At 53.6% G+C, this 26,258-nt stretch carries 22 protein-coding genes, 1 tRNA gene and 2 pseudogenes; 13 read left to right on the forward strand and 12 right to left on the reverse strand.

The features are described 5' to 3' along the window. Window positions 1–4: 4 nt before the first annotated feature. Window positions 5–661: pseudogene (locus tag DWY95_RS16040) on the forward strand (histidine kinase); the annotation flags it as partial. A gap of 685 nt (window positions 662–1,346) precedes the next feature. On the opposite strand, the gene DWY95_RS16045 reads toward DWY95_RS16040, so the two are convergent. From DWY95_RS16045 to DWY95_RS16060, 4 genes are read right to left on the reverse strand one after another with little or no spacing between them, the layout of a single operon-like run. After that, window positions 1,347–2,600, reverse strand: a complete 1,254-nt coding sequence (locus DWY95_RS16045; RefSeq protein WP_118554258.1) for an ABC transporter permease subunit — start codon at window positions 2,598–2,600, stop codon at window positions 1,347–1,349. Then, window positions 2,597–3,478, reverse strand: a complete 882-nt coding sequence (locus DWY95_RS16050; RefSeq protein ID WP_118554259.1) for an ABC transporter ATP-binding protein — start codon at window positions 3,476–3,478, stop codon at window positions 2,597–2,599. Before DWY95_RS16050 ends, DWY95_RS16045 begins: the two co-directional genes overlap by 4 nt. A 12-nt stretch (window positions 3,479–3,490) precedes the next feature. Beyond that, entirely contained in the window at window positions 3,491–4,222 is a 732-nt protein-coding gene (locus DWY95_RS16055; RefSeq protein ID WP_118554260.1) for a hypothetical protein, read from the reverse strand. Further along, entirely contained in the window at window positions 4,219–4,761 is a 543-nt protein-coding gene (locus DWY95_RS16060; protein ID WP_243082858.1) for an RNA polymerase sigma factor, read from the reverse strand. The genes DWY95_RS16055 and DWY95_RS16060 overlap by 4 nt, the downstream gene beginning before the upstream one ends. 675 nt (window positions 4,762–5,436) lie before the next feature. Here DWY95_RS16060 and DWY95_RS16065 point away from each other — a divergent pair. The 4 genes from DWY95_RS16065 (at window position 5,437) to DWY95_RS16080 (ending at window position 10,151) form a co-directional block, all read left to right on the forward strand. Further along, a complete protein-coding gene (locus tag DWY95_RS16065; protein ID WP_118554262.1) occupies window positions 5,437–6,756 on the forward strand; it encodes a phage/plasmid primase, P4 family in 1,320 nt (439 codons plus the stop codon). Window positions 6,757–7,013: 257 nt separating this feature from the next. After that, window positions 7,014–8,348 (forward strand): hypothetical protein, encoded by a 1,335-nt coding sequence (locus DWY95_RS16070; protein ID WP_243082860.1) that lies wholly within the window; start codon window positions 7,014–7,016, stop codon window positions 8,346–8,348. A gap of 78 nt (window positions 8,349–8,426) precedes the next feature. After that, the gene (locus DWY95_RS16075; RefSeq protein ID WP_118554263.1) at window positions 8,427–8,741 is read left to right on the forward strand and encodes a helix-turn-helix domain-containing protein; all 315 of its coding nucleotides are present in this window, start codon (window positions 8,427–8,429) and stop codon (window positions 8,739–8,741) included. A gap of 12 nt (window positions 8,742–8,753) precedes the next feature. Beyond that, window positions 8,754–10,151 carry a site-specific integrase gene (locus DWY95_RS16080; RefSeq protein ID WP_118554264.1) on the forward strand — a complete coding sequence of 466 codons (1,398 nt, stop codon included), beginning with the start codon at window positions 8,754–8,756 and terminating at the stop codon, window positions 10,149–10,151. Window positions 10,152–10,163: 12 nt separating this feature from the next. On the opposite strand, the gene DWY95_RS16085 is transcribed toward DWY95_RS16080, so the two are convergent. The 3 genes from DWY95_RS16085 to DWY95_RS16095 all read right to left on the reverse strand — a co-directional run bounded on the left by DWY95_RS16085 (window position 10,164) and on the right by DWY95_RS16095 (window position 14,072). Then, window positions 10,164–11,774, reverse strand: a complete 1,611-nt coding sequence (locus DWY95_RS16085) for a recombinase family protein (RefSeq protein WP_187116995.1) — start codon at window positions 11,772–11,774, stop codon at window positions 10,164–10,166. A 157-nt stretch (window positions 11,775–11,931) separates the two neighbouring features. After that, window positions 11,932–13,050, reverse strand: a complete 1,119-nt coding sequence (locus DWY95_RS16090; protein ID WP_098924079.1) for a 5-methyltetrahydropteroyltriglutamate--homocysteine S-methyltransferase — start codon at window positions 13,048–13,050, stop codon at window positions 11,932–11,934. A 116-nt stretch (window positions 13,051–13,166) separates the two neighbouring features. After that, on the reverse strand, window positions 13,167–14,072 hold the full coding sequence (locus DWY95_RS16095; protein ID WP_098924078.1) for a LysR family transcriptional regulator: 906 nt from the start codon (window positions 14,070–14,072) through the stop codon (window positions 13,167–13,169). A gap of 192 nt (window positions 14,073–14,264) precedes the next feature. Between DWY95_RS16095 and DWY95_RS16100 the strand changes: the two genes are divergently transcribed. Next, on the forward strand, window positions 14,265–15,599 hold the full coding sequence (locus tag DWY95_RS16100) for a threonine/serine exporter family protein (protein WP_098924077.1): 1,335 nt from the start codon (window positions 14,265–14,267) through the stop codon (window positions 15,597–15,599). Window positions 15,600–15,712: 113 nt separating this feature from the next. On the opposite strand, the gene DWY95_RS16105 is transcribed toward DWY95_RS16100, so the two are convergent. Both DWY95_RS16105 and DWY95_RS16110 read right to left on the reverse strand, forming a co-directional pair. Then, window positions 15,713–16,465, reverse strand: a complete 753-nt coding sequence (locus DWY95_RS16105; protein WP_098924076.1) for a DUF4866 domain-containing protein — start codon at window positions 16,463–16,465, stop codon at window positions 15,713–15,715. A gap of 89 nt (window positions 16,466–16,554) precedes the next feature. Then, the gene (locus DWY95_RS16110) at window positions 16,555–17,499 is read right to left on the reverse strand and encodes a LysR family transcriptional regulator (RefSeq protein WP_117476350.1); all 945 of its coding nucleotides are present in this window, start codon (window positions 17,497–17,499) and stop codon (window positions 16,555–16,557) included. Window positions 17,500–17,655: 156 nt separating this feature from the next. Here DWY95_RS16110 and DWY95_RS16115 point away from each other — a divergent pair, with 156 nt between their 5' ends. The 7 genes from DWY95_RS16115 to DWY95_RS16145 all read left to right on the forward strand — a co-directional run bounded on the left by DWY95_RS16115 (window position 17,656) and on the right by DWY95_RS16145 (window position 25,238). After that, entirely contained in the window at window positions 17,656–18,879 is a 1,224-nt protein-coding gene (locus DWY95_RS16115) for an argininosuccinate synthase (protein WP_117476351.1), read from the forward strand. Window positions 18,880–18,885: 6 nt separating this feature from the next. Further along, window positions 18,886–20,187 (forward strand): adenylosuccinate synthase, encoded by a 1,302-nt coding sequence (locus DWY95_RS16120; protein WP_117476352.1) that lies wholly within the window; start codon window positions 18,886–18,888, stop codon window positions 20,185–20,187. After that, window positions 20,178–21,131, forward strand: a complete 954-nt coding sequence (pyrB, locus tag DWY95_RS16125; protein WP_117476353.1) for an aspartate carbamoyltransferase — start codon at window positions 20,178–20,180, stop codon at window positions 21,129–21,131. The genes DWY95_RS16120 and pyrB overlap by 10 nt, the downstream gene beginning before the upstream one ends. Then, window positions 21,125–21,538: an aspartate carbamoyltransferase regulatory subunit gene (locus tag DWY95_RS16130; RefSeq protein WP_098924072.1), complete on the forward strand. Its 414-nt coding sequence runs from the start codon at window positions 21,125–21,127 to the stop codon at window positions 21,536–21,538. The genes pyrB and DWY95_RS16130 overlap by 7 nt, the downstream gene beginning before the upstream one ends. Window positions 21,539–22,318: 780 nt before the next feature. Further along, window positions 22,319–22,753: a plasmid mobilization relaxosome protein MobC gene (locus DWY95_RS16135; RefSeq protein WP_118554265.1), complete on the forward strand. Its 435-nt coding sequence runs from the start codon at window positions 22,319–22,321 to the stop codon at window positions 22,751–22,753. Continuing rightward, window positions 22,725–24,260: a relaxase/mobilization nuclease domain-containing protein gene (locus tag DWY95_RS16140; RefSeq protein WP_118554266.1), complete on the forward strand. Its 1,536-nt coding sequence runs from the start codon at window positions 22,725–22,727 to the stop codon at window positions 24,258–24,260. The genes DWY95_RS16135 and DWY95_RS16140 overlap by 29 nt, the downstream gene beginning before the upstream one ends. 12 nt (window positions 24,261–24,272) lie before the next feature. Next, complete coding sequence (locus DWY95_RS16145; protein WP_118554267.1) at window positions 24,273–25,238, forward strand: hypothetical protein; 966 nt, start codon at window positions 24,273–24,275, stop codon at window positions 25,236–25,238. A 20-nt stretch (window positions 25,239–25,258) separates the two neighbouring features. Here the strand turns inward: DWY95_RS16145 and DWY95_RS17150 are convergent, their stop codons facing one another. From DWY95_RS17150 to DWY95_RS16160, 3 genes and pseudogenes are all read right to left on the reverse strand, one after another. After that, window positions 25,259–25,588, reverse strand: coding sequence for a hypothetical protein (locus DWY95_RS17150; protein WP_158577579.1), 330 nt, complete (start codon window positions 25,586–25,588; stop codon window positions 25,259–25,261). Between the two features lie 70 nt (window positions 25,589–25,658). Next, window positions 25,659–25,915, reverse strand: a pseudogene (locus DWY95_RS16155) (DUF6061 family protein). Window positions 25,916–26,083: 168 nt separating this feature from the next. Beyond that, window positions 26,084–26,159, reverse strand: a tRNA-Lys gene (locus DWY95_RS16160). Between the last annotated feature and the right edge of the window lie 99 nt (window positions 26,160–26,258).

The raw sequence follows: 26,258 nt of genomic DNA on the forward strand, positions 1-26,258 counted from the left end.
TGCGATCCGTAACGATGCATCCACTAAGAAAAGCGGAAAACTCAAAATCTTTTTCGGTTATGCCGCAGGTGTCGGAAAGACCTATGCCATGCTTCAGGCGGCTCATCAGGCGAAGGAGCGTGGCATCGATGTGGTTGCTGGATACATAGAACCCCATGCCCGACCCCAGACGATGGCACTTCTGGACGGCTTGGAGCAGCTTCCTGTGAAACAAGTTGCTTACGAAGGAATGACCCTTCGTGAATTTGATATTGATGCTGCGCTCAAGCGAAATCCCCAGCTCATACTGGTGGATGAGTTGGCCCATACCAACGCCGAAAGCAGTCGGCACACGAAGCGGTATCAGGATGTTCAGGAACTGCTAAATACTGGAATTGATGTCTATACGACTGTAAATGTCCAACATATCGAGAGTCTCAACGATACAGTGGCCTCTATCACCGGAATTCTTGTGCGGGAGCGCATTCCGGATTCCACCTTTGATCAAGCAGATCAGGTAGAACTGGTGGATATTGAGCCTGCGGAGTTGCTGGAACGACTGGCAAGTGGAAATGTGTACCGGGAAGATCAGGCGCAGCGGGCAACAGTTAATTTTTTCACGCTGGAAAATCTCACCGCATTGCGGGAAATCGCCCTCCGTCGGTGCGCTGACCGGGTGAACTTGCTGACGGAAAGCGCCAGAGTACAGAGCCGAGGCGATTACCATGCAGACCCCGAAGTAAAGGCGCAGCTCCGTCTGGCTCTGCTGACTTGATGCAAAATTTACCACGCTTTTCAAAGCAATTCCAGCCCATGCAGAGGATTCCCACGAAAAAGCCGACCGTGCAAAAACCGTGCATTGACCGTGCAGACCCCGATTTTTTGGGGTTACATAACAAAAAAGAACGACAAATCTTACGATTTGACGTTCAAAATCTGGTGCACCTCCAGGGACTCGAACCCTGGGCCCACTGATTAAGAGAAACCAACGCGCAACAATCATCAATTTCCGGAATTACGCAAATTCGTCGTTTTTAGCGTTTTGTCGTAAATTAACATTTTGCATCCGCTGCATTCTTTGCACCTGTTGTTCCCTCTTGCATCCGTTATCCAGCCGTTCCGGTGTGCAAAAAGTGTGCAAAAATGTGCAGAGCCAAAATCAACCCCTTAAAACAGGTATCGGATTTTTATGCAAAGCCGGAAAAACGGCCGGTTTCGTCCGGCGAATAGCGTACCCGATATTACCAATTTATACCACACATCAAATGTACATCAACTTTGATTCTTGGCAGAGAGCTTAGGACACAAAGGTTCATCGGATGCAGTTTTCTATGCATCCGATGAACTTTTTTCAGTAGCGTTTCCTTTTAAGCCACCTTGGTCTTTCGCAGATACCCCCATGCTGCCAGTCCAACGAGCAGAACGATCTTGATCGGTGCCGATGCCAGCAGCACATCTGCCTGAAAGAAAGCATGCCCGCCTGCATAGAGAAAATCAAAGCTGATCATTTTATACAGCAATGCATTGGAAAGCCCAATGCCCCCTGCCGGAAGCAGGGTGGACAGCCATTCTCCAAAGGAGCCCGGCACGACCATATAAGCAATCAGCGGTGCCACCACACTGATCAGCGCCACAGACAAAGCGGTCAGGTTGTTCTTGGCCCATACGGATGCCATCAGCACAAAGGCCACCTCCGCAAAGAAGATCAGGAAGTTTGCCACCAGCATGACCCACTCCATCTGGCCAACGGTATACGGCAGCAGGCTGGTCACAGAAAACAGCCATTGCACGGAAGTTTGGGTACTTTCCCAGCCAAATAGAGCATTCGTGACCAGGATCCACACCACGCCGCAGAGCAGATATGCCGCCCCTGTGATACTAAACGCCGCCGCTAGCTTTGCCGCTGCTAGCCGCAGACCGCCGTTTTTTGTGCACAGTTGGATGTCCTGCGCCCCGGTCTGTGCATCCGATGCAAACACCGGGGCCGCAATCACCGCGCACAGCAGGGTGAGCAGCAAACTCAACAGGGTCTGGTAATCCATTGCGTCTGAACTGACCCCAAATGAATAGGTGAACGGTTTTTGTACAGCATCGAACTTTTTCTTTGCAATGGCCTGCGCCTGCTCATAGCCGGGCTTTTCGCTTTGTTCCAGCCAGATCACCGATTCCAGCCGTTTGGGGAGCTGGCTGTAAAAGTTCTGCATATCCTCCGCAGTCAGCCTCATCACGCCCGGTGCCATGCCGGTTTTCGGGTCGGCAAAGGCTTCCTTTGCGTTGTTCACAAGAGGCTGATACCGGGCAAGTTCTTTATAAAATACCTCGACTGGGATATCGTTGATGGAGCTTGCATCATACTGCCGGTACACCCGCTGATAGGCTTCCAGTGCTTCCTGCATGACATCCGGCGTGATGGTACCGGATACCTGCTGCTCCTGCCGTTTCCGGATTGCTTTCAGACCCGTGTAACGCACTTCGTTTCCGCTGGCATCCAGTTCCGTCCAGCCGATAAAGGTCACCGGCAGATATGCCATGACCACAGCCAGCACCAGCGCAATGGCCAGCAGAATAGCTGTCATACGAGTTTTGCACACACGTTTCAATTCCAAACGATACAGGTTCATTTTGCTTCCTCCATTTCCTCTGGGAACAGCCACAGATACAGATCTTCCAGCCGGGGCTGTGCCGGGACGCTGTCCGGCAGCTGCGGTGCATCCGCCAGATACCGCAATGTTACCGTTCCGTCCGGCTCGTTGCGCAGGTTCACTACCCGCAGCCGGTATTCCCACCGGTCAAGCTGTTCCATCGGGATATTCCCCTGCCAGACTTTGGCTTCGATCTGCTTTACCAGCCCTTCGGTGGTGTCCTGTGCAATGATTTTGCCAGCCTTCATCACGGCATTTTCGGCCGCAATGTATTCCACATCCGAAACGATATGCGTTGAAATGAGAACGATCCGTTCCTGCGCAAACTCCGACAGCAGATTGCGGAAACGCACCCGTTCTCCGGGGTCCAGCCCTGCCGTAGGTTCATCTAAAATCAGAATTTCCGGGTCGTTGAGCAACGCCTGTGCGATGCCTACCCGGCGCTTCATACCGCCGGAAAGCTTTATGATCTTTTTGCAGCGCACCTCAGTGAGGCTTACCCGCTCCAGCAGTGCGTCGATCTGCCGGGCAGCCTCTGTGCGCGGCAGACCCTTGAGCGCCGCCATATATTCCAGATAGTCCTGCACCGTGAATTCCGGGTAAAACCCGAATTCCTGCGGCAGATACCCCAGCTTTTCCCGGTAGGCCGCACCAAGCGTCCCAATCTCCACCCCATCGCACAAAATCCGGCCACTGCTGGGCCGCAGAATGCCCGCCAGCATCCGCATTAAGGTTGTTTTGCCTGCACCATTCGCCCCCAGCAGTCCCCACACACCCGGCGTGAGAGTGATGGACACATCATCCACCGCCGTTTTATCCCGGTATCGCTTTGTAATATTCTGAATTTTCAGTTCCATGACTTGTTCCTTTCAAGCTTCTGCAATATATTCTGACCGGGCGGCAAGCCGGATGCACTGCAACACCATACAGAGCACCAGCACGCCCGCCGCCAGCGGCAGACCTTTCGGCAGTTCCGATAATTGCACGAACCGCAGCAAACACAGCTGCCCTGCAAACAGCGGTACAGCCCCGGTTATCATCCATTCCGGGCGCACCCAGCGCAGCAGCAGAAGCAGCTCATTGTTTGCAATCAGAAATGGCACGGTCAGCACCGCCAGCAGTTGCCCGATACTCCATGGCACGGCTGCCCGCACATTGAGTACCAGCACTCCCAGCAGGATCGTTTCCCCCGCCAGCAGCAGCAAAAACCGCATCACCAGCGGACGACCGATTCCTGCATATGTGGCTTGTTCCAGTTCAAGCATCTTATATTGACTTGCCCGGTATAAAAACGGCAGACCGAGCAGGGCTGTCAGCATGGCAAGTGTGCTCAGACCAAACAGTGCATTGCGTAATGTCCATGCCTTCTCCCACAGGGCAAGTTCCCGACCCACACTGTACAACGCCAGTGCCGCCATTGCTTCCAGCGCCCAGACCTTCCAGCCCAGCAATTTGAACTGGCAGTGCAGCAAATCACGCCAATCACTCCGTTGTTTTACGACATGTTCCGCCCGGCAGCGGCGCAGCAGCGTTTCCGGGACAGCTGTGTCTGGCTCTGCCGCAAGTGCTCTGGACAGTTCTTTTTCAAAGGCTCGATTCATCTCCAGTCCTCCTTTTCCAATTGCATTTTCAAGGTTTTCAATGCGGCACGCAGGCGGGACTGCACTGTGCGCAGGGGCAGACCTGTGATCTGCGCGATCTCCCGCAATTTAAGCTGTTGTGCGAACCGCAGCAATACCAGTTCCCGCTGTTCCGGCTCCAGCTGGGCCGTCAGCGCTCGCAGGTTTGCTTTCTCCTCTGCCGCAGCAAAGCCGCTTTCCTGATAGGCGGGTTCGCCCGGCAAGCTTTCCAGCGATATCTCCGACCGCTCCATGGTACGGTTCAGATCGATGCAAATGTTTTTTGCGATTTTGTACAGAAAGGGACGGAATGCTCCCTGAAATCCATCACAGGAATCCAGCCAGCGCACCGCTTTCAAAAAGGTTTCCTGTGCTGCATCCTGCGCCTGCTGCTCGTCCGCTGTATGCCAACGGCAATAGTTCAGAATTTGTGGATAGTACGTTGCAATCAGAGTGTCCAGCGCATCTGTATCTCCGCTCTGCGCTTTCCGCAGCAATAATTCTATCTGGATACGGTTCACCCCCTTCCTGTCTATTAAAACGTTCCATATCATCAAAATGATTTCTGTTTTTTCAAAAATTTCAAATAATTGCCTTTATTATGTTCTTATAGCTTTATTATAATAAAGAACCTTGTGTTTTTCCTTGTCAAGAGGGCTGGCACCGTCCATTCCTCTCTCTTTTTGCCAAAGTTTTCCTTGTTTTTTCTTGCAAGCTGCCGAAATCAGCACATCTTCAAAGTTTTTTGTTGACACACTGCGATTTTTGTGGTAATCTATCCCAACAATTTAATATAACATATTTACTTAGAGTTCCAGCTCGGCTCCCGAAGGAGCCGGAGCAAGTTTTTAACTTTCTATCGCTACATAACGAACCCGAACCAAGGCCATCCCGGAAGGGATGGTCAGGTTCAGGTTGTTGTGTGGCGATTTTTTATTGCCAAATCCAGCACCGTACCTTGACAACCGCATGACCGTCTGCATGGGATACCCGGCGATGACCCCGCAAGGGAAAGCCGGAAAACGCCGCCGGAAGGGGGCAGGAAATCCATGCAGGGAGAACGGCAATTCACCTCATGTGGTCAAAATGTCCACATGAGGCGAAACGGACGTGTATCCATCTGTTGCGGAGAAAAACGATGTACTCAAAATGAGCACATCGCTTTTCCGTAACGCCAATGAAAGGATGGAATGCCTATGAGTAATTTTACCCCTGCATGGATCAAGAAAGGCTTCTTCAACGAATCTATTTTCTGTGACGATTTTCTCAGTACCCACCAGCTCCTCTATGTGAATGGCGCATTTTTCACCCCGGAAGGCAGGGTCACAGACACCATGAACCTGCGCTGTGAAATTTTCGATATGCTGCGAGACCATATCGGCGCAAATATCGCAAAACGGGTCAGCAATGTCGTAGATGTTCTGAAACTGGCGGCACAGGTGGAGGACTTCCCGCCCGTCACCGACCGCATTGCGCTGGCAAACGGCACCCTGTATCTGGACGGCACCTTTCAGGAAGGCAAGCCGGAGATCGTCCGCAACCGGCTCCCGGTCAAATATGACCCGAAAGCCGCCCAGCCCGTCCATTGGCTGCGGTTTCTGTCCGATTTGCTCTACCCGGAGGACATTCTCACCGTGCAGGAGTTCATCGGCTACTGCCTGATTCCCAGCAACAAGGGCCAGCGCATGATGGTCATCAAGGGCAGCGGCGGCGAGGGCAAGTCGCAGATCGGCGTGGTGCTGTCCCGGTTGTTCGGCTGCAACATGAAGGATGGCAGCATCGGCAAGATCTCGGAGAACCGCTTTGCCCGTGCCGATTTGGAGCACACTCTGCTCTGCGTGGACGATGATATGCGGATGGAAGCCCTGCGTCAAACCAACTATGTCAAGTCCATCGTGACCGCACAGGGACAGATGGACTTGGAGCGCAAGGGCAAGCAGAGCTATCAGGGCTGGATGTACGCCCGCCTGCTGGCGTTCAGCAATGGCGATTTGCAGGCATTGTATGACCGCTCGGACGGTTTCTATCGCCGCCAGCTCATTCTGACCACCAAGGACAAGCCCCTGTCCCGTGTGGATGACCCGGACATTGCCGAGAAGATGGCTGCAGAGGTCGAAGGCATCCTGCTGTGGGCGTTTGAGGGTTTGCAGCGGCTTGTGAAGAACGGATTCCAGTTCACCGAGAGCGACCGTGCCAAGCGCAACCGGGAACTGGTGAAGCGGGACAACAACAATGTGTTCGATTTCCTTGAATCCGAGGGGTACATCCGCCTGAAAGCGGATGCCAGTACCAGCTCCAAAGAGTTGTACGAGGTTTACAAGATGTGGTGTGAGGAGAACAGCCTGAACGCCATTAAGTCCCGTGGATTCAGCGATGCACTGATTGCCAACCAGCGCAGGTACAATCTGGAGCACACCAACAATATCATCAATTCTTCCGGACGGCGTGTCCGGGGCTTTGTGGGCATCGAAGCCCTTGTGCAGCCCGACCTTACGCCAAACGGCTGGAGGACATGACCCCCATAAAAGGAGAATTCGGGTGTTTTGCTACGTACGTGCGTACGCGGCAGCCGCCCTCTCTCCGTACGCACGTACGTAGCGATTGACCGAAAACACACTTTATAGGGGGTGTTGGCAAAGTGTCAGATTGACAGTTTGCCAAAATCAGAGGGTCAAAATGACCCTCTGAAAAACCGGACGAGCTGTCCTTCAGGGCAGCTTGCCCGGAGCAAGAGTGCAGAGAGCGCAGCTCTTTGCCCCAGTGATATGATGCTGTGCGTCATATCCTACTGGGTATTATCTGGCGCACCGCAGGTGGCAGATTCAGCAGCAGAGCTGCTGCGCCCCACCCCACCAAGACGTTGAAATGGAGGGATGTCTATCTGAAATTAACACGACACAACGGACGAGCCGGAACCCACGGCACTTATAACCCCAAGCACAACGACCGGAATTTCGACCTCACCAACAGTGAGCACATCGACCCGGAACGAGCCAAGGGCAACATCTATTGGGACTGCTTCCACGGTTTCCGTTCGGCTCTCGACCCACAAGACCCGGACGATCTGGGGGCGACCTTCTCAGATGTGGAACGGCAGTTCTACGAGAGCCGGTACACGACCTTTATCGAAGGTCAGAACGAGCGCAACGCCAAGATTCGGCACACAGAGCGCAACCGCTCCATTCCAGACCTGCTGTCCAGCCGCAAGACCTGCCCGGAGGAGACCATCTACCAACTTGGAACGCTGGATGAACACGCTTCGGCAGAGGACTTGCTGAGCGTCGTCACAGAGTTCATCGAGGAGTTCAAGGCCAAGTATGGCGACCACGTTCATGTGCTGGACTGGGCACTGCATCTGGATGAGAGCACACCCCATATCCATGAGCGTCATGTGTTCGACTGCGAAAACAAGTACGGCGAGGTGGCACCCCAGCAGGAAAAGGCATTGGAAGCACTGGGATTCGACCTGCCCGACCCAGACAAGCCCCTCAGCCGCCGCAACAACCGCAAGATCATCTTTGATGCCGCCTGCCGAAAGATGCTGTTTGAGATTGCCAAGCGGCATGGACTGGAACTGGAGGAAGAAGCAGAATACGGCAACCGCAAATATCTGGAAAAGCAGGATTTCATCCTTGCCAAGCAGAAGGCGCAGCTCGCCGCCCAGCAGAGCAAACTGGACGAGTTGACCCTGAAAGTTTCGGAGATGGAGACCCTGCTGGAGGATGTTTCGGCAGCAGCCTATGACAAGGCGGTGGAGGTCGTGACCGATGTAGTACGCACCGAGACCCGCAAGGAAGATATGCGGATGATCGAGGACACAAAAAAGTGGGTGCTGTCCCCGGAACGCAAGGCTCCGCAGGCCACGAGAGAGTACGCCGCCCATCGGTTGGACACCGTGCTGGACAAGTTCCTCAAGACCATGCAGACCACCGCTGCCCACCTGCAGGAGAAGCTCCTGAAGCCGGAAGTCCGGCAGAAAGGCAAGGAGCAGATCAAGGAGAAAGCACGGGATTCCGTTCTGCAGTTGCTGAACCGCTTGCAGGCAGAACAGGGGCAAAACAAACCAACGGCGCAACCCCGCAAACAGGAGGGGCACTCGGAAATCTGAACTCATCGGGAACGTTTGGGGCAGAAAGCTGGCACTTTCTGCCCCGGCACCCGGTTACAAGGAAACGGAGGTCTGCCTATGAATATGAATCGGCCTGACATGACCGAAGATGTGAAATCTAAAGATTATACGAATAAGTCCTTGCAAAAGGACTCGAACCCGGTTACAACGAAAGCGTCCAAATCCCCTGCCACAGAATCTTCTGACCAGACCAAAGCAGCCAAGCACGAACCTCTTGTTTACCGGGTGGAGGAGATTGCCCAGCTTTTGGCGATTTCTCCCCGTGCGGCGTACAACCTGTGCAACACCACGAAGGATTTCCGGGTGCTGCGCATCGGCACCAGTATCCGGGTAAACAAGCAGAGCTTCGACAACTGGTTTGCGGCGGCCTGAGGGAGGTAATCTATGGCATCTATTATGAAGCGCGGAGATTCCTACTCCGTCCGTTACAAGTACAAAGACCATTCCGGCAAACCCTGCGAGGGATGGGAAAGTTTCAAGACTAGGAAGGAGGCGCAGGAGCGAAAGATCACGGTCGAGAAAGAACTGCTGGACGGCACGTTCCTCGTCCCCGACACCATGACGGTGGAGGAAATGCTGTACAAGTGGATCCCGATCCAGTCCACCAAGCACAAATGGTCCCCCAAGACCTACACCCAGTCCGTGGCGATGGTGCAGAATCTTATCGTCCCCTATATCGGGAAACGGAAGGTACAGGAGCTGCGCACCTACGACATTGAGAAGTTCTATGCCACCCTTGCCAAGACCCCCTGCGGGCAATATGTGCACGGTGTGAAGCAGGACCTGTCCAAGAAGCAGAAGAAGCGGCTGCTGTCCAGCACCTCTATTCACGAAGTCCACACCCTGCTGAAAACCGCCTTTTCCTATGCGGTGGAATGGGACTTGATCCACAAGATTCCCCTGCCCCGTGATGCCCCCAAGGTCAATATCGAGGAACGCACCATCTGGGACGAGACAACCATGCTGGCAGCCTTGCAGACCATCGAAAACCCCGCCCTGCATCTGGCGGTGCACATGAGCATGATCCTTTCGCTCCGTGAGGGCGAAATTCTCGGCTTGCAGCCGAGTGATCTGAATTTCGATGCCGCCGATGGGCGTGGCACCATCTCAGTCAGCAAGACCATGCAGCGAGCCAACAAGGACGCTTTGGAAAAGCTCGACCCCAATCAGGTCTACCACACCTTCCCGGACAGGCGTGAGGGCAGCAAGTCCTCTCTCATCCTGAAAAAGCCTAAGACCAAGAAGTCCAACCGTGTCCTGTATATGACCAAACCTCTGAAAGAGGAACTTCAAGCATGGCTTGAAAAGCTCAAACAGGACGAGCAGAACGCTCCGGAGAAGTACAGCAACTGCGGTCAGCTGTTTCGTCTCCCGGACGGCCTGCCTATCGCGCCGGAGTTGCTGACAAAATGGTACCGCCTGTGGAGAGCCGAGCATCCAGAGTTTGAACAGATCGTGTTCCACGGTCTGCGGCACTCCAGTGCCACCTACCAGCTTTTGCAGTCTGACGGTGACTTCAAGTCGGTGCAGGGCAACACAGGTCATGCAACGGCATCTGTCCTGATGGACACCTACGCCCACACGCAGGACAAGCCCCGGTTGGAGCTGACCGAGAAGATCGAAGCGAACTTCTATTCCCAAGACCTGACCCCGGCAGCACCTCAGCCCCGGCAAAATGAAAAGCCGGCGGCAACAAAAATCTCCGGTAAAGAGATCCTTGAAGCCATCCGGCTGATGAATGCAGACGAACGCAGAGAGTTGACGAGATCCTTGTTCGCTTAACATCTCTTCTTTTTATGAAAAGGAAAGCAGGCTGTGCAAACCTTGCGCAGAAAAGCCCCCGATTCGGGCAAATGTGCAAACGGTGTGCAGAAAGTGTGCAGCCGCTTTTCTACATAAAGAAAGAACGTCAAATCTTTCGATTTGACGTTCAATATCTGGTGCACCTCGCGCACTCATATCCGAACTTTTCTCCGCTTTCACGGCTTCCCCGAAAGCGACCGTTTCTGTACCTTCCTTATAGTTAAAGGTAATAAGCACCTTATCATCATAGAGATAGATGGCATTGATGAAGGTATCCACCAGTGCCTGCCGCTGCTCCGGCTGGGTCATATCCAGCTTACGGAAACGGAGCAGCCAGAACCGGACGAATTCTTCTTTCATCTTCGGTTTTGCCAGCCGTTCTTCTGCAATGCGGGCTTGCAGTTCCTTCCGCTGTTCTTCCAGCGCTTCCAGCCGCTCCTTGGTGGAACTGGTCAGAATGCCCATCTGGATAGCGTTCAGCATATTGGTGATGCCGACTTCCGTTTCTTTCAACTGCTTTTCGTAGATGGGCAAATCAGTGCTTTCCTGATTTTGCAGTTCCATTACCTTGGCGATGATGGCGTTCATGGAAGCATCGTCTTCCACCAGTTTCATGGTCTCATTGACCACCAAATCTTCTAGCCACTGTTTCCGCACGGCCTTTTTATCGCAGGTCTTTTTCTTCTTGGCAGCAGCACACTTATAGTAGGTATACATTTTCCCGGTGTGGCTGACACCGCTTTCGCCAAACATCAGCGCTCCGCACTTACCGCAGTACAGCTTGGTGGTAAGCAGATAGCTTTCCTCTGCCTTATGACGGGCAGGAGCTTTTTTGTTTTTCGCCAGCTTTTCCTGCACCTTGTTGAACAAGTCCTCTGACACCAACGCCGGGATCGCATTGGGCTGTACCACATCCCGCAAACGCAACTCGCCGATGTACCGGCGATTACTCAGCATCCGCTGAATCGTGTTATAGGACATCTCCCCGCCCATTGAATTTTTGATGTTGTGCGCCTTCAACCAATCCCGCAGGTCGGTCATGGTCGCGCCGTCTGCATACTTCTGGAACGTCTGCTCCACATACGGAGCCAACAACGGGTCGGGCTGGTAATGCCGGGTCTCATCGATCATGTAGCCGAACGGAATCGTGCCGCCATTATAAATACCCTTGAGAGCGTTCTCGGTCATACCACGCACGACCTTTTCGGACAGGTCAGCCGAATAATACTCGGCATAACCTTCCAGCACCGATTCCAGAATGATGCCCTCCGGCCCCTCGGAGATGATCTCGGTGGCAGACATGAGCTTGACACCGTTCTTCTTCAGCTGGGTCTTGTACCGAGCACTGTCGTAGCGGTTCCGGGCAAAGCGGTCCAGCTTCCAGACCAGCACGATGTCAAACAGCTTTTTATCGCTGTCCTTAATCATCTGCTGGAACTCCGGGCGGTTGTCCGTCTTTGCAGAAATGGCACGGTCAATGTAGTGCTTGACGATGGTGATGCCGTTCTTTTCGGCATAGGCCGTACATTCACGAATCTGGCCTTCAATGGATTCTTCGCGCTGGTTGTCGCTGGAATAGCGGGCGTAGATCACGGCAGTCATGGCGGGCACCTCCCATTTATACATCATTGAACGGTGAAGCGTTCATCAAGGCAATGTTTCGTATAATGTATATACCATAACTTGTGCAGAATTGCAAGATAAATTTATATTGAAAACCGGCAGTTCTCTGTTTTCAAAGAACTGCCGGTCATACTTCTTATTTACCCCAGACGGTCTCAGCGATTTCCTTGACCAGTTTGAGCTTGTTCCACTGTTCCAACTCGGTCAGCTTATTGCCGATCTCGCAGGAGGCAAAGCCGCACTGCGGACTCAGGCAAAGACGGTCGAGAGGAATGTACTTCTCTGCCTCGCGGATGCGGGCGATGACGGCATCCTTATTTTCCAACCGAGGAGATTTGGTAGTGACAAGACCCAGCACCACTTTTTTGCCATCGGCCACATATTTCAGCGGCTCAAAGCTGCCGGAACGCGCATCGTCAAACTCCAGATAGAACGCATCTACATTTTCCTGTGCCAGCAGGAAAGGCGCAATGGTGAAGTAATCGCCCTCGCTGGCCCAAGTAGAGTGGTAGTTCCCACGGCAGACATGCGTGGTAATTGTCAGACCTTCCGGGCGGTTTTCCAGTGCCAAATTGTTCAGACGCAGGTACTCTGCGGCCACATCCTCCACTTTGGTATTGCTCTCCTTGAGGAAGTTCTGGTAATTCGGGTCTCCGATCATGCCCCATGTGCAGTCGTCAAACTGGATATTGCGGCAGCCAGCGGCATACAACTCCTGAATGACGGTGCGGTAGGCGGCAGCAATATCCTGAATCAGTTGTTCGTGGTCGGGGTAAACAGCATCCGTATTTTTGCCATTGTCCTCACGGTACAGTTCGGCCAATAGCTGCGCCGGGGCAGGCATGGTCTGGCGAGCGATGCAATTCTCATCCTCAAACTGCTTGACAAATTTGTAGTGCTCTACAAAAGGATGGTTCTCACCGCTGATCTTACCACTCACTTTAATGGAACCATGGGTAGTCTCCTCACCGTGGAAGAAATAACCGTGATCCAGTTCCACTTCATCAATACCGTGGAACCCCCACATAAAATCCAGATGCCAGTAGCTACGGCGAAACTCGCCATCGGTAATGGCGTGATAACCAGCACGCTTCTGCTTCTCGATCAGGCGGGTGATCTCCTCATTTTCCACAGCGGTCAGCGCGGCACGGTCGATCTCGCCGGCCTTGAACTGGGCACGTGCCTCTTTCAAGCGCTGGGGGCGCAGGAAGCTGCCCACAAAGTCATAACGGAACGGTGATTTCAATTCTGCCATATCGCAAAACCCTCTCTATACGTCATTTTTCCTGTTCGTTGCTTGATGGCAACAGTATACCGCAGGAGTGGGTTTGTGTAAAATACGAAATACAGGCGCTTTGATATAGCTTGAAATTATACCTGCTCTGTATACTTTTTTAGAATCGCAATATACTGTTTTCCGAATCGTCCGGGCTGCACCTGTTTGTGGGTCAGATAGCCGATTTGCATGGAATCATCCACCAAAAGCGGCACGGCACGGATGTTCGGACCGTTGAGTGCCTCGCTGATGACGCCGCTGCAAATGGTATAACCATCCAGACCGATCAGCAGATTGAACAGAGTTGCACGGTCTCGCACCAGAATGTCCTTTTTGCTGTCCAGAGTGCTCAAAATCTCCTCCGAAAAATAGAACGCATTGTGCTCCCCCTGCTCATAGGAAAGGCGCGGGTAGAGCTTCAAATCGTCCAGTGTCAAAGCCTTTTTCTGCGCCAACGGGCTGGCTGCGCTGACGAACACGTGGGGCTTTGCGGTGAAGAACGGCGTGAAAATCAAATCATGTTCTCGGATGACTTTGCGCAGAACGGTTTCATTGTCGTGGTTCAGATAGAGCACGCCCACCTCACTGCGCAGCTTCGCAACATCCTCAATGATCTCGTAGGTCTGCGTCTCTCGGATACGGAAATCGTATTCCTCTCCGCCGTATTCTTTCAACAGTTCCACAAAGGCTTCCACGGCAAAGGAATAGTGCTGGGCCGACACGCAAAACTGATGCTTGACCGGGGCCGAGCCAAGATATTTCTCTTCGATGAGTTCTATCTGAGCCAGCACCTGCCGAGCATATCCCAGAAACTCTTCTCCCTCCGGAGTCAGAGCCACACCCCGGTTGGTGCGGTGAAAAATGGTCAACCCAACTTCCTGCTCCAACTCTCGGATGGCATTCGTCAGGCTGGGCTGTGAAATATAGAATTGCTGTGCCGCCCGGCTGATCGTGCCGGTGTCGGCTACGGTGGTAACATAACGAAGCTGCTGCAAGGTCATAGCGGATCCCTCCCGATGGCTTTTTATCATCCTATCGCAGATGGAACAAAAACACAAGTTTTTTCTGTGATACCGGATCCGCATTGCAGGCATATTCAAGATACGTTTTACCCACGCTGCAAATTCTTTTATAATAGCACCGCAGTCTTGATGGACTGCGGTATTCCCATATCACAAAGGAGGCTTTCCGGTATGGGACAGCGGCAAAGTGAGATCATCAAAAATCACATGGAAGTCTACTGGCACGACTATGCGTCGGCCAGCAAAGGCATCCCCATCACGGAGGCAGGGCTTGTAGAAAAGGCATCTGTCATTGGCCGCACCGGGTTGATGCTGCTGGAATGCGGCACGGGTGCATGGCGTGTCCGAAGTTCTATGAATACCCTCTCGCGGGAACTGGGCGTTACGACAACGGCAGACATCGGTCTGCTGTCCATCGAGTTCACCTGTTTTGATGGAGATCAGTGCTATACCCAGTCGCTCTGCCTGACAAATACGGGTGTGAACACCTCCCGCCTGAATCGGTTGGAACATTTCGTCAACGACTTTGACCGGGAAGGAAAATTCATGACTGGCGAAGAACTGCACAGTCACCTCGATGAGATCGAGCGCATCCACGGTCTGTATTCCCCTACTGCGCTTGGTTTTGCGGCAGCACTGGCCTGCGGGTGCTTCACCTTTTTACTGGGCGGCGGCCCAATCGAGATGTTGTTTGCCTTTTGCGGCGCAGGCATCGGCAACTTTGTGCGCTGCAAGCTGACAAAACACCATTTCACTCTGTTTCTGGGCATCACGGCTTCAGTCTGTTCGGCAAGCCTCGTGTATGCTGTCCTGCTGAAGCTGGCTGAGGTGTTGTTTGCCGTATCGATACAGCATGAGGCAGGCTACATCTGCTCCATGCTCTTTATCATTCCGGGCTTTCCGTTCATTACCAGCGGTATCGACCTTGCCAAGCTAGATATGCGTTCCGGGCTGGAACGCCTTGCCTACGCCATGCTTATCATTCTGGTGGCTACCATGACGGCATGGATCATGGCACTTCTGCTGCATTTGCAGCCGGTACAGTTCCCGGCCCTGAGCCTGACGGTTCCGGAAGAGATCGTGTTCCGTCTGTTGACGAGCTTTGGCGGCGTATTCGGTTTCTCACTGATGTTCAACAGCCCCCGGAATCTGGCGGTCTGTGCAGCCCTCATCGGTGCCGTGACGAACACATTCCGGCTGGAACTGGTCAGCCTTGCCGGGTTCCCGCCCGCTGTGGCTGCGTTTCTGGGTGCGCTGCTGGCCGGTCTGCTGGCATCCTGCCTGAAGAGTGCCGCAGGCTATCCCCGTATCTCGGTCACGGTTCCTTCCATCGTCATTATGGTTCCGGGGCTGTATTTCTACCGTGCCATTTACAATCTGGGCATCATGTCTTTGACCGACTCAGCCACATGGTTTGCAAATGCCATCCTTATCATCGTGTCACTTCCGCTGGGTCTGATTTTTGCCCGTATCATCACCGATAAGACATTCCGTTATTGCACATGACGTGCGTGTCACCTCTCTCCCTCTATAAAGCAAAACGCAGAGAACTGTCTCAGCTCTCTGCGTTTTGTTTTGCTGTGTATGAGGTCATAAAAGGGAACCCGTTTACAGGGTGCTTACTCCCCGTAAACGATCTTGGTGGCAGTTTCCATATGGCGTTCCAGCCGGTCTGCAAAATGTTCCAGCGGCAGGAAGACGCCAAGTTCATCGTAGCGGGTTCCGCCGTCCTTGAGCGTATCCTGTCCATAGTAGACCACGGAACGGGGCAGTGCGTGCTGCAGCCTCATCTGGATATCCCAGACGGTGGAGTAGGCTTCCGCTTCCGTTACCTTCTGCTTCACGGTGTCCGGCAGTTCGTAGATCAGCAGCAGCCCCAAATGCTGGTTGTAGTGGTACTCCACCACATCCATCGAGCCTTCGTCGTAGCCGTGATACTTGCAGTAGCCGCTGGCAAGGTACATTTTTACCTTTTCCTGCTTCTGGAACACCCGGATGAACCGGTCGTATACTTTGCTGCTCACGGCAAATTTGTTGTTCGGCAAAAGAACGCCGGCATCATCCGTCAGGATCACCGGGTTCGGCTGACCATCGGCGTTGAATTTGAACGGGATCAGGGCAGCGTTCCGTAGCAGGTCAAACATACTGTGCTGGCAGATCGCCATCAGAAAGGCAGACAGATCCTTGTTCTCGTAGGCATTGAACAGCGCTGCGGCAAACTGCTGTGCACTCACGGTCGGCGCATCCAGTACGTCTGCCATGTCCAGCGAGTCGTTGAAGGTATCCATCAGGCGTCGGCAGGCTTCTGGATTTTTCAGGATCTCCCCGAACAGTGCCTCTGCTCTTTCTTCTCTTGGAAATATCGTTGCCATTGAGCAAGCCCTCTTTCTCTGAATTTCCAATGGTTATTATAAGGGCTGCGGGCAGAGATGTGAAATATCGGTTTTGTATCGACGGCATTTTATTGGGATATGAAAGATATGCTCTCCGTCTGCTTTGATGCAGCCGGGCGGGGTGAGTCTGCTTTTGTCATCATCTGCTGGAACTTCCGCGCCGCCGTGTTCAGCGGGCGGTGGTGGTCGTAGACGAGGCAGATGGAGCGGGTGGGGATGATCTCCTGCAAGTGGAGCTGGACGAGCTCGCCCCGCGCCAGCAGGTCTTTTGCCATGGGTTCCGGCACAAAGGCGAGGCCCAGCTCGCTTTTCACCAGCGTCAGCATCTGGTCGGTGGTGGCGGCCTCGGTGTCGGGCCGCAGCACCGCGTCGTGGTCGAGGAAGAACTGCCGGTAAAAGCTGCGGGTCATGCTCTCATCGCTCAGGGAGATGAGCGGGTAATTGCTCAGCTCCTTTAGGGTCAGGCTTTGGCTGGCCAGTGCGGTGAAGGTCCGGCCGCCCACCAGCACCTCGTAAAAGGATTTCAGCTCCACCAGCTTCAGCCCCGGTTCCACCTCGGCCGGGGTGGAGATGATGGCGAAATCGACCTCGCCGTTCTTCACGGCCTGCAATGCTTGGGGAGTGGAGTGGTTCGAGATGCGCAGCCGGATGCCGGGGTACTCGGTGTGGAAAGCCCGCAGCTTTTCGGAAAGGTAGATGTTCAGGGCCGTCTCGGTGGCGCTGATGCAGATGGCTCCGTGTTCCAGCGTGGCGCTGGCACTCAGCTCTTCCTCGGCGTCTTGGATCTGCACCGCCGCCGACGCGATGCGGGAATAGAGCATCTCGCCCTCCGGCGTCAGGGTCACGCCCCGGTTGGAGCGGATGAACAGCACGCAGTTCAGCTGGCTTTCCAGCCGGTTCATCGAGTGGGTGATGTTGGGCTGGTTGTTGCCCAGCACCCGCGCGGCCTTGGTAAAGTTTTGGTATTTCGCTACATAATAGAAAATTTTGTAGTATTCCCAGTCCACATACATGATGCGTCTGCCTCCTCCATGTAAAAATCACATTGCAGCTATGTGCAGGATACTTTTTACACATTCTTTCTCTGCTCGTATAATAGCAACTGCAATCGGAAATTGCAAGAGGGAATTTGAAAGTATTAAAGTTGGTTTTGAACGGAGGCAGTTACCGTGTCTGAAATCAAAAAGGTCGTGCTGGCATATTCCGGCGGTCTGGATACGTCCATCATCATTCCGTGGCTGAAAGAGCATTACGACAACTGCGAGGTCATCGCCGTCTGCGGCAATGTGGGCCAGAAAGGCGAATTGGAAGGGCTGGAAGAGCGCGCCAAGGCAAGCGGCGCTTCTAAGCTGTACATTGAAGACCTGACCGACGAGTTCGTGGAGGATTATGTCATCCCCACCATGCAGGCCGGGGCCGATTACGAGGGCTATCTGCTGGGCACCAGCTTTGCCCGCCCGATTTTGGCAAAGCGTGTCGTGGAGATTGCCCGCGCCGAGGGTGCCGACGCCGTCTGCCATGGCAGCACCGGCAAGGGCAACGATCAGGTGCGCTTTGAGCTGGCCATCATGCACTTTGCACCCGATCTGAAGATCATCACCCCGTGGCGTGAGTGGGACATCCAGAGCCGCGATGAGGAGATTGACTACGCCGAGGCTCATCACATCCCGCTGAAGATCAGCCGCGAGACGAACTACTCCAAGGACAAGAACCTGTGGCATCTGAGTCATGAGGGCCTTGACCTCGAAGATCCGGGCAACGAGCCGCAGTATGATAAGCCGGGTTTTCTCGAACTGGGCGTTTCCCCCAAGACGGCCCCGGACAAGTCCGAGTTCGTGGAACTTGAATTTGAAAAAGGTGTGCCGGTCAGCCTGAACGGCGAAAAACTGAAGCCTGCCGTCCTCATTGCCAAGCTGAACGAGATCGGCGGACGGAACGGCATCGGCCTGTACGATGTGGTGGAGAACCGCTTGGTCGGCATGAAGAGCCGCGGCGTCTATGAGACCCCCGGCGGCACCATCCTCTACAAGGCCCACGAAGTGCTGGAGACTCTGACGCTGGACAAGCTCACCGCCCACAAGAAGCGCGAGCTAGCCATCACCTTTGGTGAGCTGGTCTACGATGGCCAGTGGTTCAGCCCCCTGCGCAAGGCCCTGAGCGCCTTTGTCACCTCTACGCAGGAGCATGTCACCGGCAAGGTGCGTCTGGAACTGTACAAGGGCAACCTCATCAACGCCGGTGTCTGGTCGCCGTATTCCCTCTACCGGGAGGACATTGCCACCTTTGCCGCAGGCGGCGACTACAAGCAGAGCGATGCCACCGGTTTCATCAGCATCTACGGCCTGCCCACCAAGGTGCAGGCCATTGTAAACAACGAAAAAGAAGGTAAATAAAGAGTTATGCTTACCGCTGTTACTGGAATCAACTGGGGCGATGAGGGCAAGGGCCGCGTCATCGACCTGCTGGCCGAACATGCTGACATCGTTGCCCGCTATCAGGGCGGCAACAATGCTGGACACACCGTCGTCACCGAGAAGGGCAAGTTCATCCTGAACCTGCTGCCCTCCGGCATCCTGCACCCGGACGTGACCTGTGTGCTGGGCACCGGCATGGTGATTGACCTCGAGCACCTCGCAAACGAGATGCAGGCCATCGAAGCCCGTGGTGTGGAAGTCAGCCCCAAGAATCTGAAGCTCTCCGATAAGGCCACCATTTCGATGCCGTGGCACAAGGTGCAGGATGGGCTGGAAGAAGACCGCCTTGCCCAAAAGGGCAGTGCTTTCGGCTCCACCCGCCGCGGCATCGCCTACGCCTACAGCGACAAGTACCGCAAAAAGACTCTGCGTTTGGGCGACTTGCTCCACTTGGACGAGAAGCGCACCCAGAACCGGCTGCATATGATTTTGGACTCCAAGAACATGGAGCTGGCGGGCTGCTACCATCAGGAAAAGATGTCCTACGATGCCCTGCTGAACTGGTGCAAGTTGCAGGCCGAGCACTTTACGCCGTACATCTGCGACGTCGGTGCTTTTTTGCAGCAGGCTCACGACAGCGGCAAACGGATCGTGCTAGAAGCCCAGCTGGGTGCTATGCGCGACATCGATTACGGCATCTTTCCCTTCACGTCCAGCTCCAACACGCTGGCCGCTTACGCGCCGCTGGGGGCCGGTATCCCCAACTGCAAGCTCGACCATGTGGTCGGCGTGCTGAAATCTTACTCCACCTGCGTGGGTGCAGGTCCCTTCGCCGCCGAGAACGCCATGGGCGAAGAGTGGAACGAGAAGCTGCGCAAGGCAGGCGGCGAATACGGCGCGGCCACCGGCCGTCCTCGCCGCGTTGGCCCCTTCGACTGCGTAGCCAGCCGCTATGGTTTAGCCTGTCAGGGCGCGGATAAGATTGCCCTCACCAAGCTGGATGTGCTCAGCAGCATGGAGGAGATCCCGGTCATCACCGGTTACAAGTTGGATGGAGTGAAAGTCCCCCGCTTCGACACCCTGTCTGACCTCGACCGAATGGAGCCGGTGGTCACGATGCTGCCCGGCTGGAACAAGGATATTTCCGGCTGCAAGAGCTGGGACGAACTGCCGAAAGAAGCCAAGGGCTATGTGGAGTTTCTTGAAAAGCAGCTGGATCATGAGATTCAGTTCGTCTCCACCGGTGCCGAGCGCGAGAAGTTTGTGCTGAAGGGAGAATGGCTGTGAGACACTTCATCGAGCCGAACAGCTTTTCTCTGGACGAGCAGTTGGCCCTTCTCGACCTTGCCGACCGGATGGAAGCGAATCCCGCTCCCTATGCGCACCTGTGCGACGGGCGCATTCTGGCGACGCTGTTCTACGAGCCCTCCACGCGCACCCGGCTTTCGTTTGAGTCGGCCATGCTCCGCCTCGGCGGCAAGACGCTGGGCTTTGCAGGAGCCCAGCTCTCCAGCGCCAGTAAGGGTGAAACCGTGGCAGACACCGCCCGCGTTGTCAGCAACTACGCCGACGTCATCGCCATGCGCCATCCCAAAGAGGGTGCCCCGCTCCGGGCGTCGATGTACGCACGAGTGCCCGTCATCAATGCAGGTGACGGCGGACACGCCCACCCCTCCCAGACCATGATCGACCTAATGACCATCCGCCAGTGCAAAGGGCGGCTCGATCACCTGACTATTGGCTTTTGCGGCGATCTCAAATTTGGCCGGACGGTCCACTCCCTGACCGCAGCCCTCAGCCAGTTTGAGGGAAATCGGTTTGTGTTCATTTCGCCGGAGGAACTGCGCATCCCCCAGTACGTCAAGGACGAGACACTGACGCCTCTCCATCAGACCTACAAGGAGACTGCCGACCTCGAAGCAGAGCTGCCGCATCTGGATGTGCTCTACATGACCCGCATTCAGCAGGAGCGTTTTTTCAACGAAGAAGATTATCTTCGGTTGAAAGGATGCTATGAACTCGATGCCAAGATGCTTCAGTTGGCACAGCCGGATATGCCAGTACTGCACCCGCTGCCCCGCATCGATGAGATTAAACTGGATGTGGACAACGACCCTCACGCCGCCTACTTCGATCAGGTCCACAACGGCGTATACATCCGTATGGCGATCATTCTGGCCCTGCTGGGCATCCCCGACCCGTTGACCGGAAAGAAGGTGCTGGAATGCTGAGCATTGAAGGAATCCAGAATGGCTTTATTTTAGACCACATTCCCGCTGGAAAGGGGCTGGAACTGTATCAGCTTCTGGAATTGGAAGATAGTTCGGCATCTGTCGCTTTGCTGCAAAATGTCCGAAGCGGCAAATGCGGCCGAAAAGACCTGATCAAAATTGAAGGGACAGAACTTCCAAAGCGAATTGAAATTCTTGGAAAAGTAGACCCGAACATTACTGTCAACATTGTCCAGCATGGCGAAGTCGTAAAGAAATACCATCCTGTTCCACCGCAGAGATTGGTGAATGTGGTACGCTGCAAAAATCCTCGCTGCATCACTTCCATTGAAAGCGGCTGTGACCAGATTTTCCGTCTGGGCAAATCCGGCGAATACTATTGTGCCTACTGTGGGCAGAAGATGTAGTTTTGTTTTGATACATATATTGAAGGATGTGTCATACTTTTACTGCTTTACCACAATAAATTTTGCAAAACCATCTTGACGTGCTTTGCAATCCATGATAATCTCTGTCACAAATCCCCGCCCCGCAACACACCCGATTCATTTTGCCGCCGATTCACCCGACAAAATCCACCGCTGCGCTGCGTGGGCGGTATTTTTCTTTTTCACAAATAAAATCTTATGTAGTTGTTCAATCTTCCAAAATTTGTTTTTAGTTGTTGACCGCACAACTTCAAAGTGTTATCCTTATGCTTGAAAGAAGCAGAACGTAGTGTCCGCACTGTGCCCGGCTTTCTTCATACTGTACCTTGAATCCTTCATAAGCCGTCTGAACGTGATACTGTGCCACGACCTCACACTTTCTGTGAGCGAGCCAGACAACGCCGCTGCACAAACAGGGGCAGGAACTTCGTTCGGAGCAAACGGTGACTCTCATACATGAGCAGAGACCTTTTACTTATTTTTTGCGTCTTAACAATTCGGAAACATTTGCTGATGAAGCGTTTTGAGCGCAGCGGTAGAGGGCAAGAACCGTCCCGTGGCCACAAATTTTCAATTCTTGAAAATTTCCTGTCCATCCGGGACTTCACTTCTGCAATGCGTCTGCATTTACGAAGTGATCTTGTTGGGGCGTGCCTGCCCCAAACCCTGCTCATGGTTCGCACCTGACGGTGCGAACAGCAACGGCGTGTCGTGCTTACATAACTTCGCCGAGGAGTTATCGAACAGACAGGAGGTACAATGACAAAAACGAATGTTCAATCGACCCCTAGCAATTCCCAGCACAACGACACGCCGAACAACAAAACGCACGTCATCAAGTTCCGTGTGACAGAGGAGGAAAAAGCGTCACTGGAACTCACTTGCAAACTCCTGAATCTCTCCCTCTCCACTTTTATCCGCCGCGCCATCCACAACGTCAAGATCGAGAAAACGGTCATCGTTGCCGGCGGCGGAGAAGAAACCCTGACCGCCGTTTCCACCCTGCTTGCCCAGTGCAGCAGGGTGGGCGGAAACCTCAACCAGCTTGCAAGGCACTTCAATTCCGGCGGTGCAGACACCGAGCAGATCCGGGCGAAACTCCTTGACGAACTTGCAGACCTGACTGCATTCCGGCTCCATGCCGAGAAAGTTCTGGGTGAACTGTATGGCAACGCTCAAGCATATCGCCTCTAAAAACTCGGACTATACCGCCATCGAAGCGTACCTCGTTTATCAGCACGATGCGTTCACTGGAAAGCAACTTCTGGATGAACAGGGCAAGCCGAAGCTGCGGGATTCGTACCTGCTCGACACCCTTGAGTGCGGCGATTTCTCGTTTGCAACGGCCTGTCTGCTGGCAAACCGCAAGTATGGTAAGAACACCCAGCATGGTGATATTAAGAGCCATCAGTATATCATCAGCTTTGACCCCAGAGATGCAGCCGACAACGGCTTGACCATGGAAAAGGCACAGGCACTTGGCCTGAAGTTTTGTTCTGAAAACTTCCCCGGTCATCCTGCCATCGTCTGCACTCACCCGGATGGGCACAACCATTCGGGAAACATCCATGTCCACATCGTGATCGGCAGCATCCGAACGCGAGAGGTGGAACGCAAGCCCTATATGCAAAAGCCCCGCGACTGGCGCGAGGGTATGAAGCACTCCAGCACAGCCCAGACCATGCGGCACCTCCGTGTCGAAGTCATGGAGCTGTGCGAGGGTGCCGGACTGTACCAGATCGACCTACTCAACGGCTCGAAGGAGCGTGTCAGTGAAGCCGAGTATTGGGCAAGACGGCGTGGGCAGCAGAAACTTGACCGTGAAAACGCAGCCCTCACCGCAGCCGGACAGTCGCCCAAGCAGAAGAAGTTTGAAACAGTAAAAGATACCCTGCGGAGACAGATTTCGTCTGTATTGTACCGCGCTACCAGCTTTGAGGATTTCTCTGACAAGCTCATGCAGCAGTACGGCATTGCCGTTAAGGAAAGCCGTGGGCAGCTCAGCTATCTGCCTGCTGGCAGAACCAAGTTTATCCGGGCGAAACATCTCGGTGACAAGTTCGATAAGGCGGCAGTGCTTGCCACGTTGCAGGCAAATGCCGAACGCAAACCCCAGGTTCAGTTCAAGCAGGATACCATCTGGAAATTGATCGACATCCAGTCGAGGATGACCGAGGGCAAGGGCATCGGCTACGAGCGTTGGGCGAAGAAGCACAACCTCAAAGCCATGGCACAGACCTTGATCCTCTTAGAAGAAAAGGGCTTGACCGACGAGGACGCCCTGAACCAGCGCATCGCTGAACTGGAAACCAAGTATCACGACGCACTGGCGGTGGTGAAAGACCTCGAAGGTCGCATGAAAACCAACAAAGAGCTGCGCTATCACGTCGCAGCCTACACCAACACCAAGAACATCGCACAACAGTTAAAAGCCGCAAAACGACCCGCAGCCTTTGAAGAACAGCACCGTGCAGAACTGACAGCATACCGGACGGCAGCAGCCTATCTCAAGGCAAACAACATCACGAAGCTGCCCAGTCCGAAAAAGCTGGAAGCCGAGTATGCGCAGCTGGCATCCGAAAAGGCAAAGTTCTACGAGCAGTACAAAGAAGCCAAGGAAGAACTGCTCAAACTGAAAACCGCAAAGCAGAATGTTGCGTCCTTTTTCCGGGAGGAAGAACCGGCGCAGCAGGAGAGATAAAGGAGTGTGCGTATGATCAATCTGAAAATTGACCCGGAGTTCCAGTCCCAGATTCCTCCTCTGACCGATGATGAATTTAAGCAGCTTGAAGAAAATATCCTCAAAGAGGGCAAGCTGCTCTCTCCTTTGATCGTGTGGAATAATACACTTGTTGATGGCCACAACCGTTATGCCATTCTCCAGAAGCATCCTGAGATTTATTTTTCCACTATGCCGCTCCGATTTGAGAACCGCGAAGAAGCCGTTGCGTGGATCTGCCGGAATCAGTTGGGACGGCGAAACTTGAGCCCCGAACAGAAACGCTATCTGCTTGGGAAACAGTATGAAGCTGAAAAGAAAGCTGCAAAAATCTTTCGGGGTAATCAGTACACTTTAGCAAAGAAAAGTGGTGGTGATCACGGTGATAACCACCACTCCGGGAAGAAAACCTGCGACCGGATCGCAGAGGAAAACGGTGTCAGCCGTGCCTCCGTTCTTCGTGCCAGCCACTATACACGAGGCATCGACATCGCAGATAATCTCTCTCCCGGCATCAAGCAGAAAGTCTTTTCCGGCGAAGTGAAGTTCACCAACGAAGAAATGTCCAAGCTTGTGCAGGCAAGTGTCGAGCATCGTTCAGATATCCTTGCTCAAATCCTGCATCCAGAGGCATTGGAAGTGTTGGAATCTGCCAGCGCAGAATTTGAACCTGAAAAAGCGGAACCCGTTCCCATGCCCACACCACAAACAGAAGAATTTCGGTGCTATCATGTACCGGACGAGTTTATGAAGGTTTACAAATCTTTGAGCCGTGCGACCGAAATGATGAAAAACTCATGGAAGAAAACGCTCAAAAACAATCCCAGCTATTTCACTGACCCGGAAAAGCAGAAGGTTCTCCGCTTCGCAATGCAGCGACCTGCTAACTACCTGACTGAAATCGAAACCTATCTGGAAAAGGCTCTTGCAGAAGCCCTTGAAGAAGAAAAGACCGCATAACAGCAGACACCTGTAAGCCATCAATAAGCCACCAGCCGCAAGTCCAGGGTGGAAAACTTCCGCGCCCTTGCGCCTGATAAAAATTGGAACTTTGATTTTCTCGCCCGACTTTGCCACGGTGGGACGATCAAAGGAGCGTGCGTTTGAACAAAAAGAAAAAGTCCACAAATACTTCCCCTTATCCCGATGAAGTCATTGACCGTCTGGCGCGGGCATTCTACCCGGCCATCCTTGCCTGCTGGAACAGCGAGGAAGGCCAGAGGGAGTTTGCCGCGTGGCAGGCAGAGCAGGCTCATCATGCAAACAACGAAAAACAGGAAGTTCCCACTGGGGAACTCCCTGTTGTACATATCGCTATCGTCTGTGGCTTTTGGCAGGGTGCGTCCTATTCAGGGGCGCACCCTGTTTTTTGTTTTGCCCTTAATCTTCTAGCCCATGGCTTCCAGCCACATTCTTCAAATATTTCTCCGGGTCACCGTTCAGATCAGAATCAAATCCGCATAGCCCAGCGGATCGTTGTAGATGAGGTAGTCCAGTTCCGTCCTCTGCGCCATGGTCACGTCCAATTCATCCTCGACCCCAGTGCAGTCAATGGAGATCATTCTCCCATCCCGGAGCAGCAGCTCCACGCAGCCGGTATCCATGTTGAACTTGCAGGCTCTTTCATCGTACTTCATGTTTGTGTCCTTTCTGCCTTACGGCACTCTTACAGTGATCTGTCGTGCTTTCTTATGATAAGGTCTAGGACGCTTTTCGATGGAAGCAAGGGATTCGTTCTGTTTTCCGAAGAATACAAAAAATCCGAACCCTTCTCCTATTGGAAAAAAGTTCGGATTTTGTTGTTGTGGTGCACCTCCAGGGACTCGAACCCTGGGCCCACTGATTAAGAGTCAGTTGCTCTACCAACTGAGCTAGAGGTGCATATTATCAAGATGCGGTTTCAAACATCTTGATAACTATGAGTCGGCGACTACCTATTTTCACAAGCCGTTTCCAGCTAACTATCTTGGGCACGAGTGA

Source organism: Faecalibacterium sp. AF28-13AC (assembly GCF_003478405.1).
GTDB lineage: Bacteria > Bacillota > Clostridia > Oscillospirales > Ruminococcaceae > Faecalibacterium > Faecalibacterium prausnitzii_E.

Bases quoted from the DNA above. Each gene is read 5' to 3' on its own strand.
- DWY95_RS17150 (WP_158577579.1), bottom strand. From the start codon at position 25,588: ATGTACAACAGGGAGTTCCCCAGTGGGAACTTCCTGTTTTTCGTTGTT.
- DWY95_RS16145 (WP_118554267.1), top strand. From the start codon at position 24,273: ATGATCAATCTGAAAATTGACCCGGAGTTCCAGTCCCAGATTCCTCCT.
- DWY95_RS16110 (WP_117476350.1), bottom strand. From the start codon at position 17,499: ATGTATGTGGACTGGGAATACTACAAAATTTTCTATTATGTAGCGAAA.
- DWY95_RS16140 (WP_118554266.1), top strand. From the start codon at position 22,725: ATGGCAACGCTCAAGCATATCGCCTCTAAAAACTCGGACTATACCGCC.
- DWY95_RS16120 (WP_117476352.1), top strand. From the start codon at position 18,886: ATGCTTACCGCTGTTACTGGAATCAACTGGGGCGATGAGGGCAAGGGC.
- pyrB (WP_117476353.1), top strand. From the start codon at position 20,178: ATGGCTGTGAGACACTTCATCGAGCCGAACAGCTTTTCTCTGGACGAG.
- DWY95_RS16085 (WP_187116995.1), bottom strand. From the start codon at position 11,774: ATGACTGCCGTGATCTACGCCCGCTATTCCAGCGACAACCAGCGCGAA.
- DWY95_RS16075 (WP_118554263.1), top strand. From the start codon at position 8,427: ATGAATATGAATCGGCCTGACATGACCGAAGATGTGAAATCTAAAGAT.
- DWY95_RS16065 (WP_118554262.1), top strand. From the start codon at position 5,437: ATGAGTAATTTTACCCCTGCATGGATCAAGAAAGGCTTCTTCAACGAA.
- DWY95_RS16055 (WP_118554260.1), bottom strand. From the start codon at position 4,222: ATGAATCGAGCCTTTGAAAAAGAACTGTCCAGAGCACTTGCGGCAGAG.
- DWY95_RS16080 (WP_118554264.1), top strand. From the start codon at position 8,754: ATGGCATCTATTATGAAGCGCGGAGATTCCTACTCCGTCCGTTACAAG.
- DWY95_RS16050 (WP_118554259.1), bottom strand. From the start codon at position 3,478: ATGGAACTGAAAATTCAGAATATTACAAAGCGATACCGGGATAAAACG.
- DWY95_RS16095 (WP_098924078.1), bottom strand. From the start codon at position 14,072: ATGACCTTGCAGCAGCTTCGTTATGTTACCACCGTAGCCGACACCGGC.
- DWY95_RS16090 (WP_098924079.1), bottom strand. From the start codon at position 13,050: ATGGCAGAATTGAAATCACCGTTCCGTTATGACTTTGTGGGCAGCTTC.
- DWY95_RS16105 (WP_098924076.1), bottom strand. From the start codon at position 16,465: ATGGCAACGATATTTCCAAGAGAAGAAAGAGCAGAGGCACTGTTCGGG.
- DWY95_RS16100 (WP_098924077.1), top strand. From the start codon at position 14,265: ATGGGACAGCGGCAAAGTGAGATCATCAAAAATCACATGGAAGTCTAC.
- DWY95_RS16045 (WP_118554258.1), bottom strand. From the start codon at position 2,600: ATGAACCTGTATCGTTTGGAATTGAAACGTGTGTGCAAAACTCGTATG.
- DWY95_RS16135 (WP_118554265.1), top strand. From the start codon at position 22,319: ATGACAAAAACGAATGTTCAATCGACCCCTAGCAATTCCCAGCACAAC.
- DWY95_RS16130 (WP_098924072.1), top strand. From the start codon at position 21,125: ATGCTGAGCATTGAAGGAATCCAGAATGGCTTTATTTTAGACCACATT.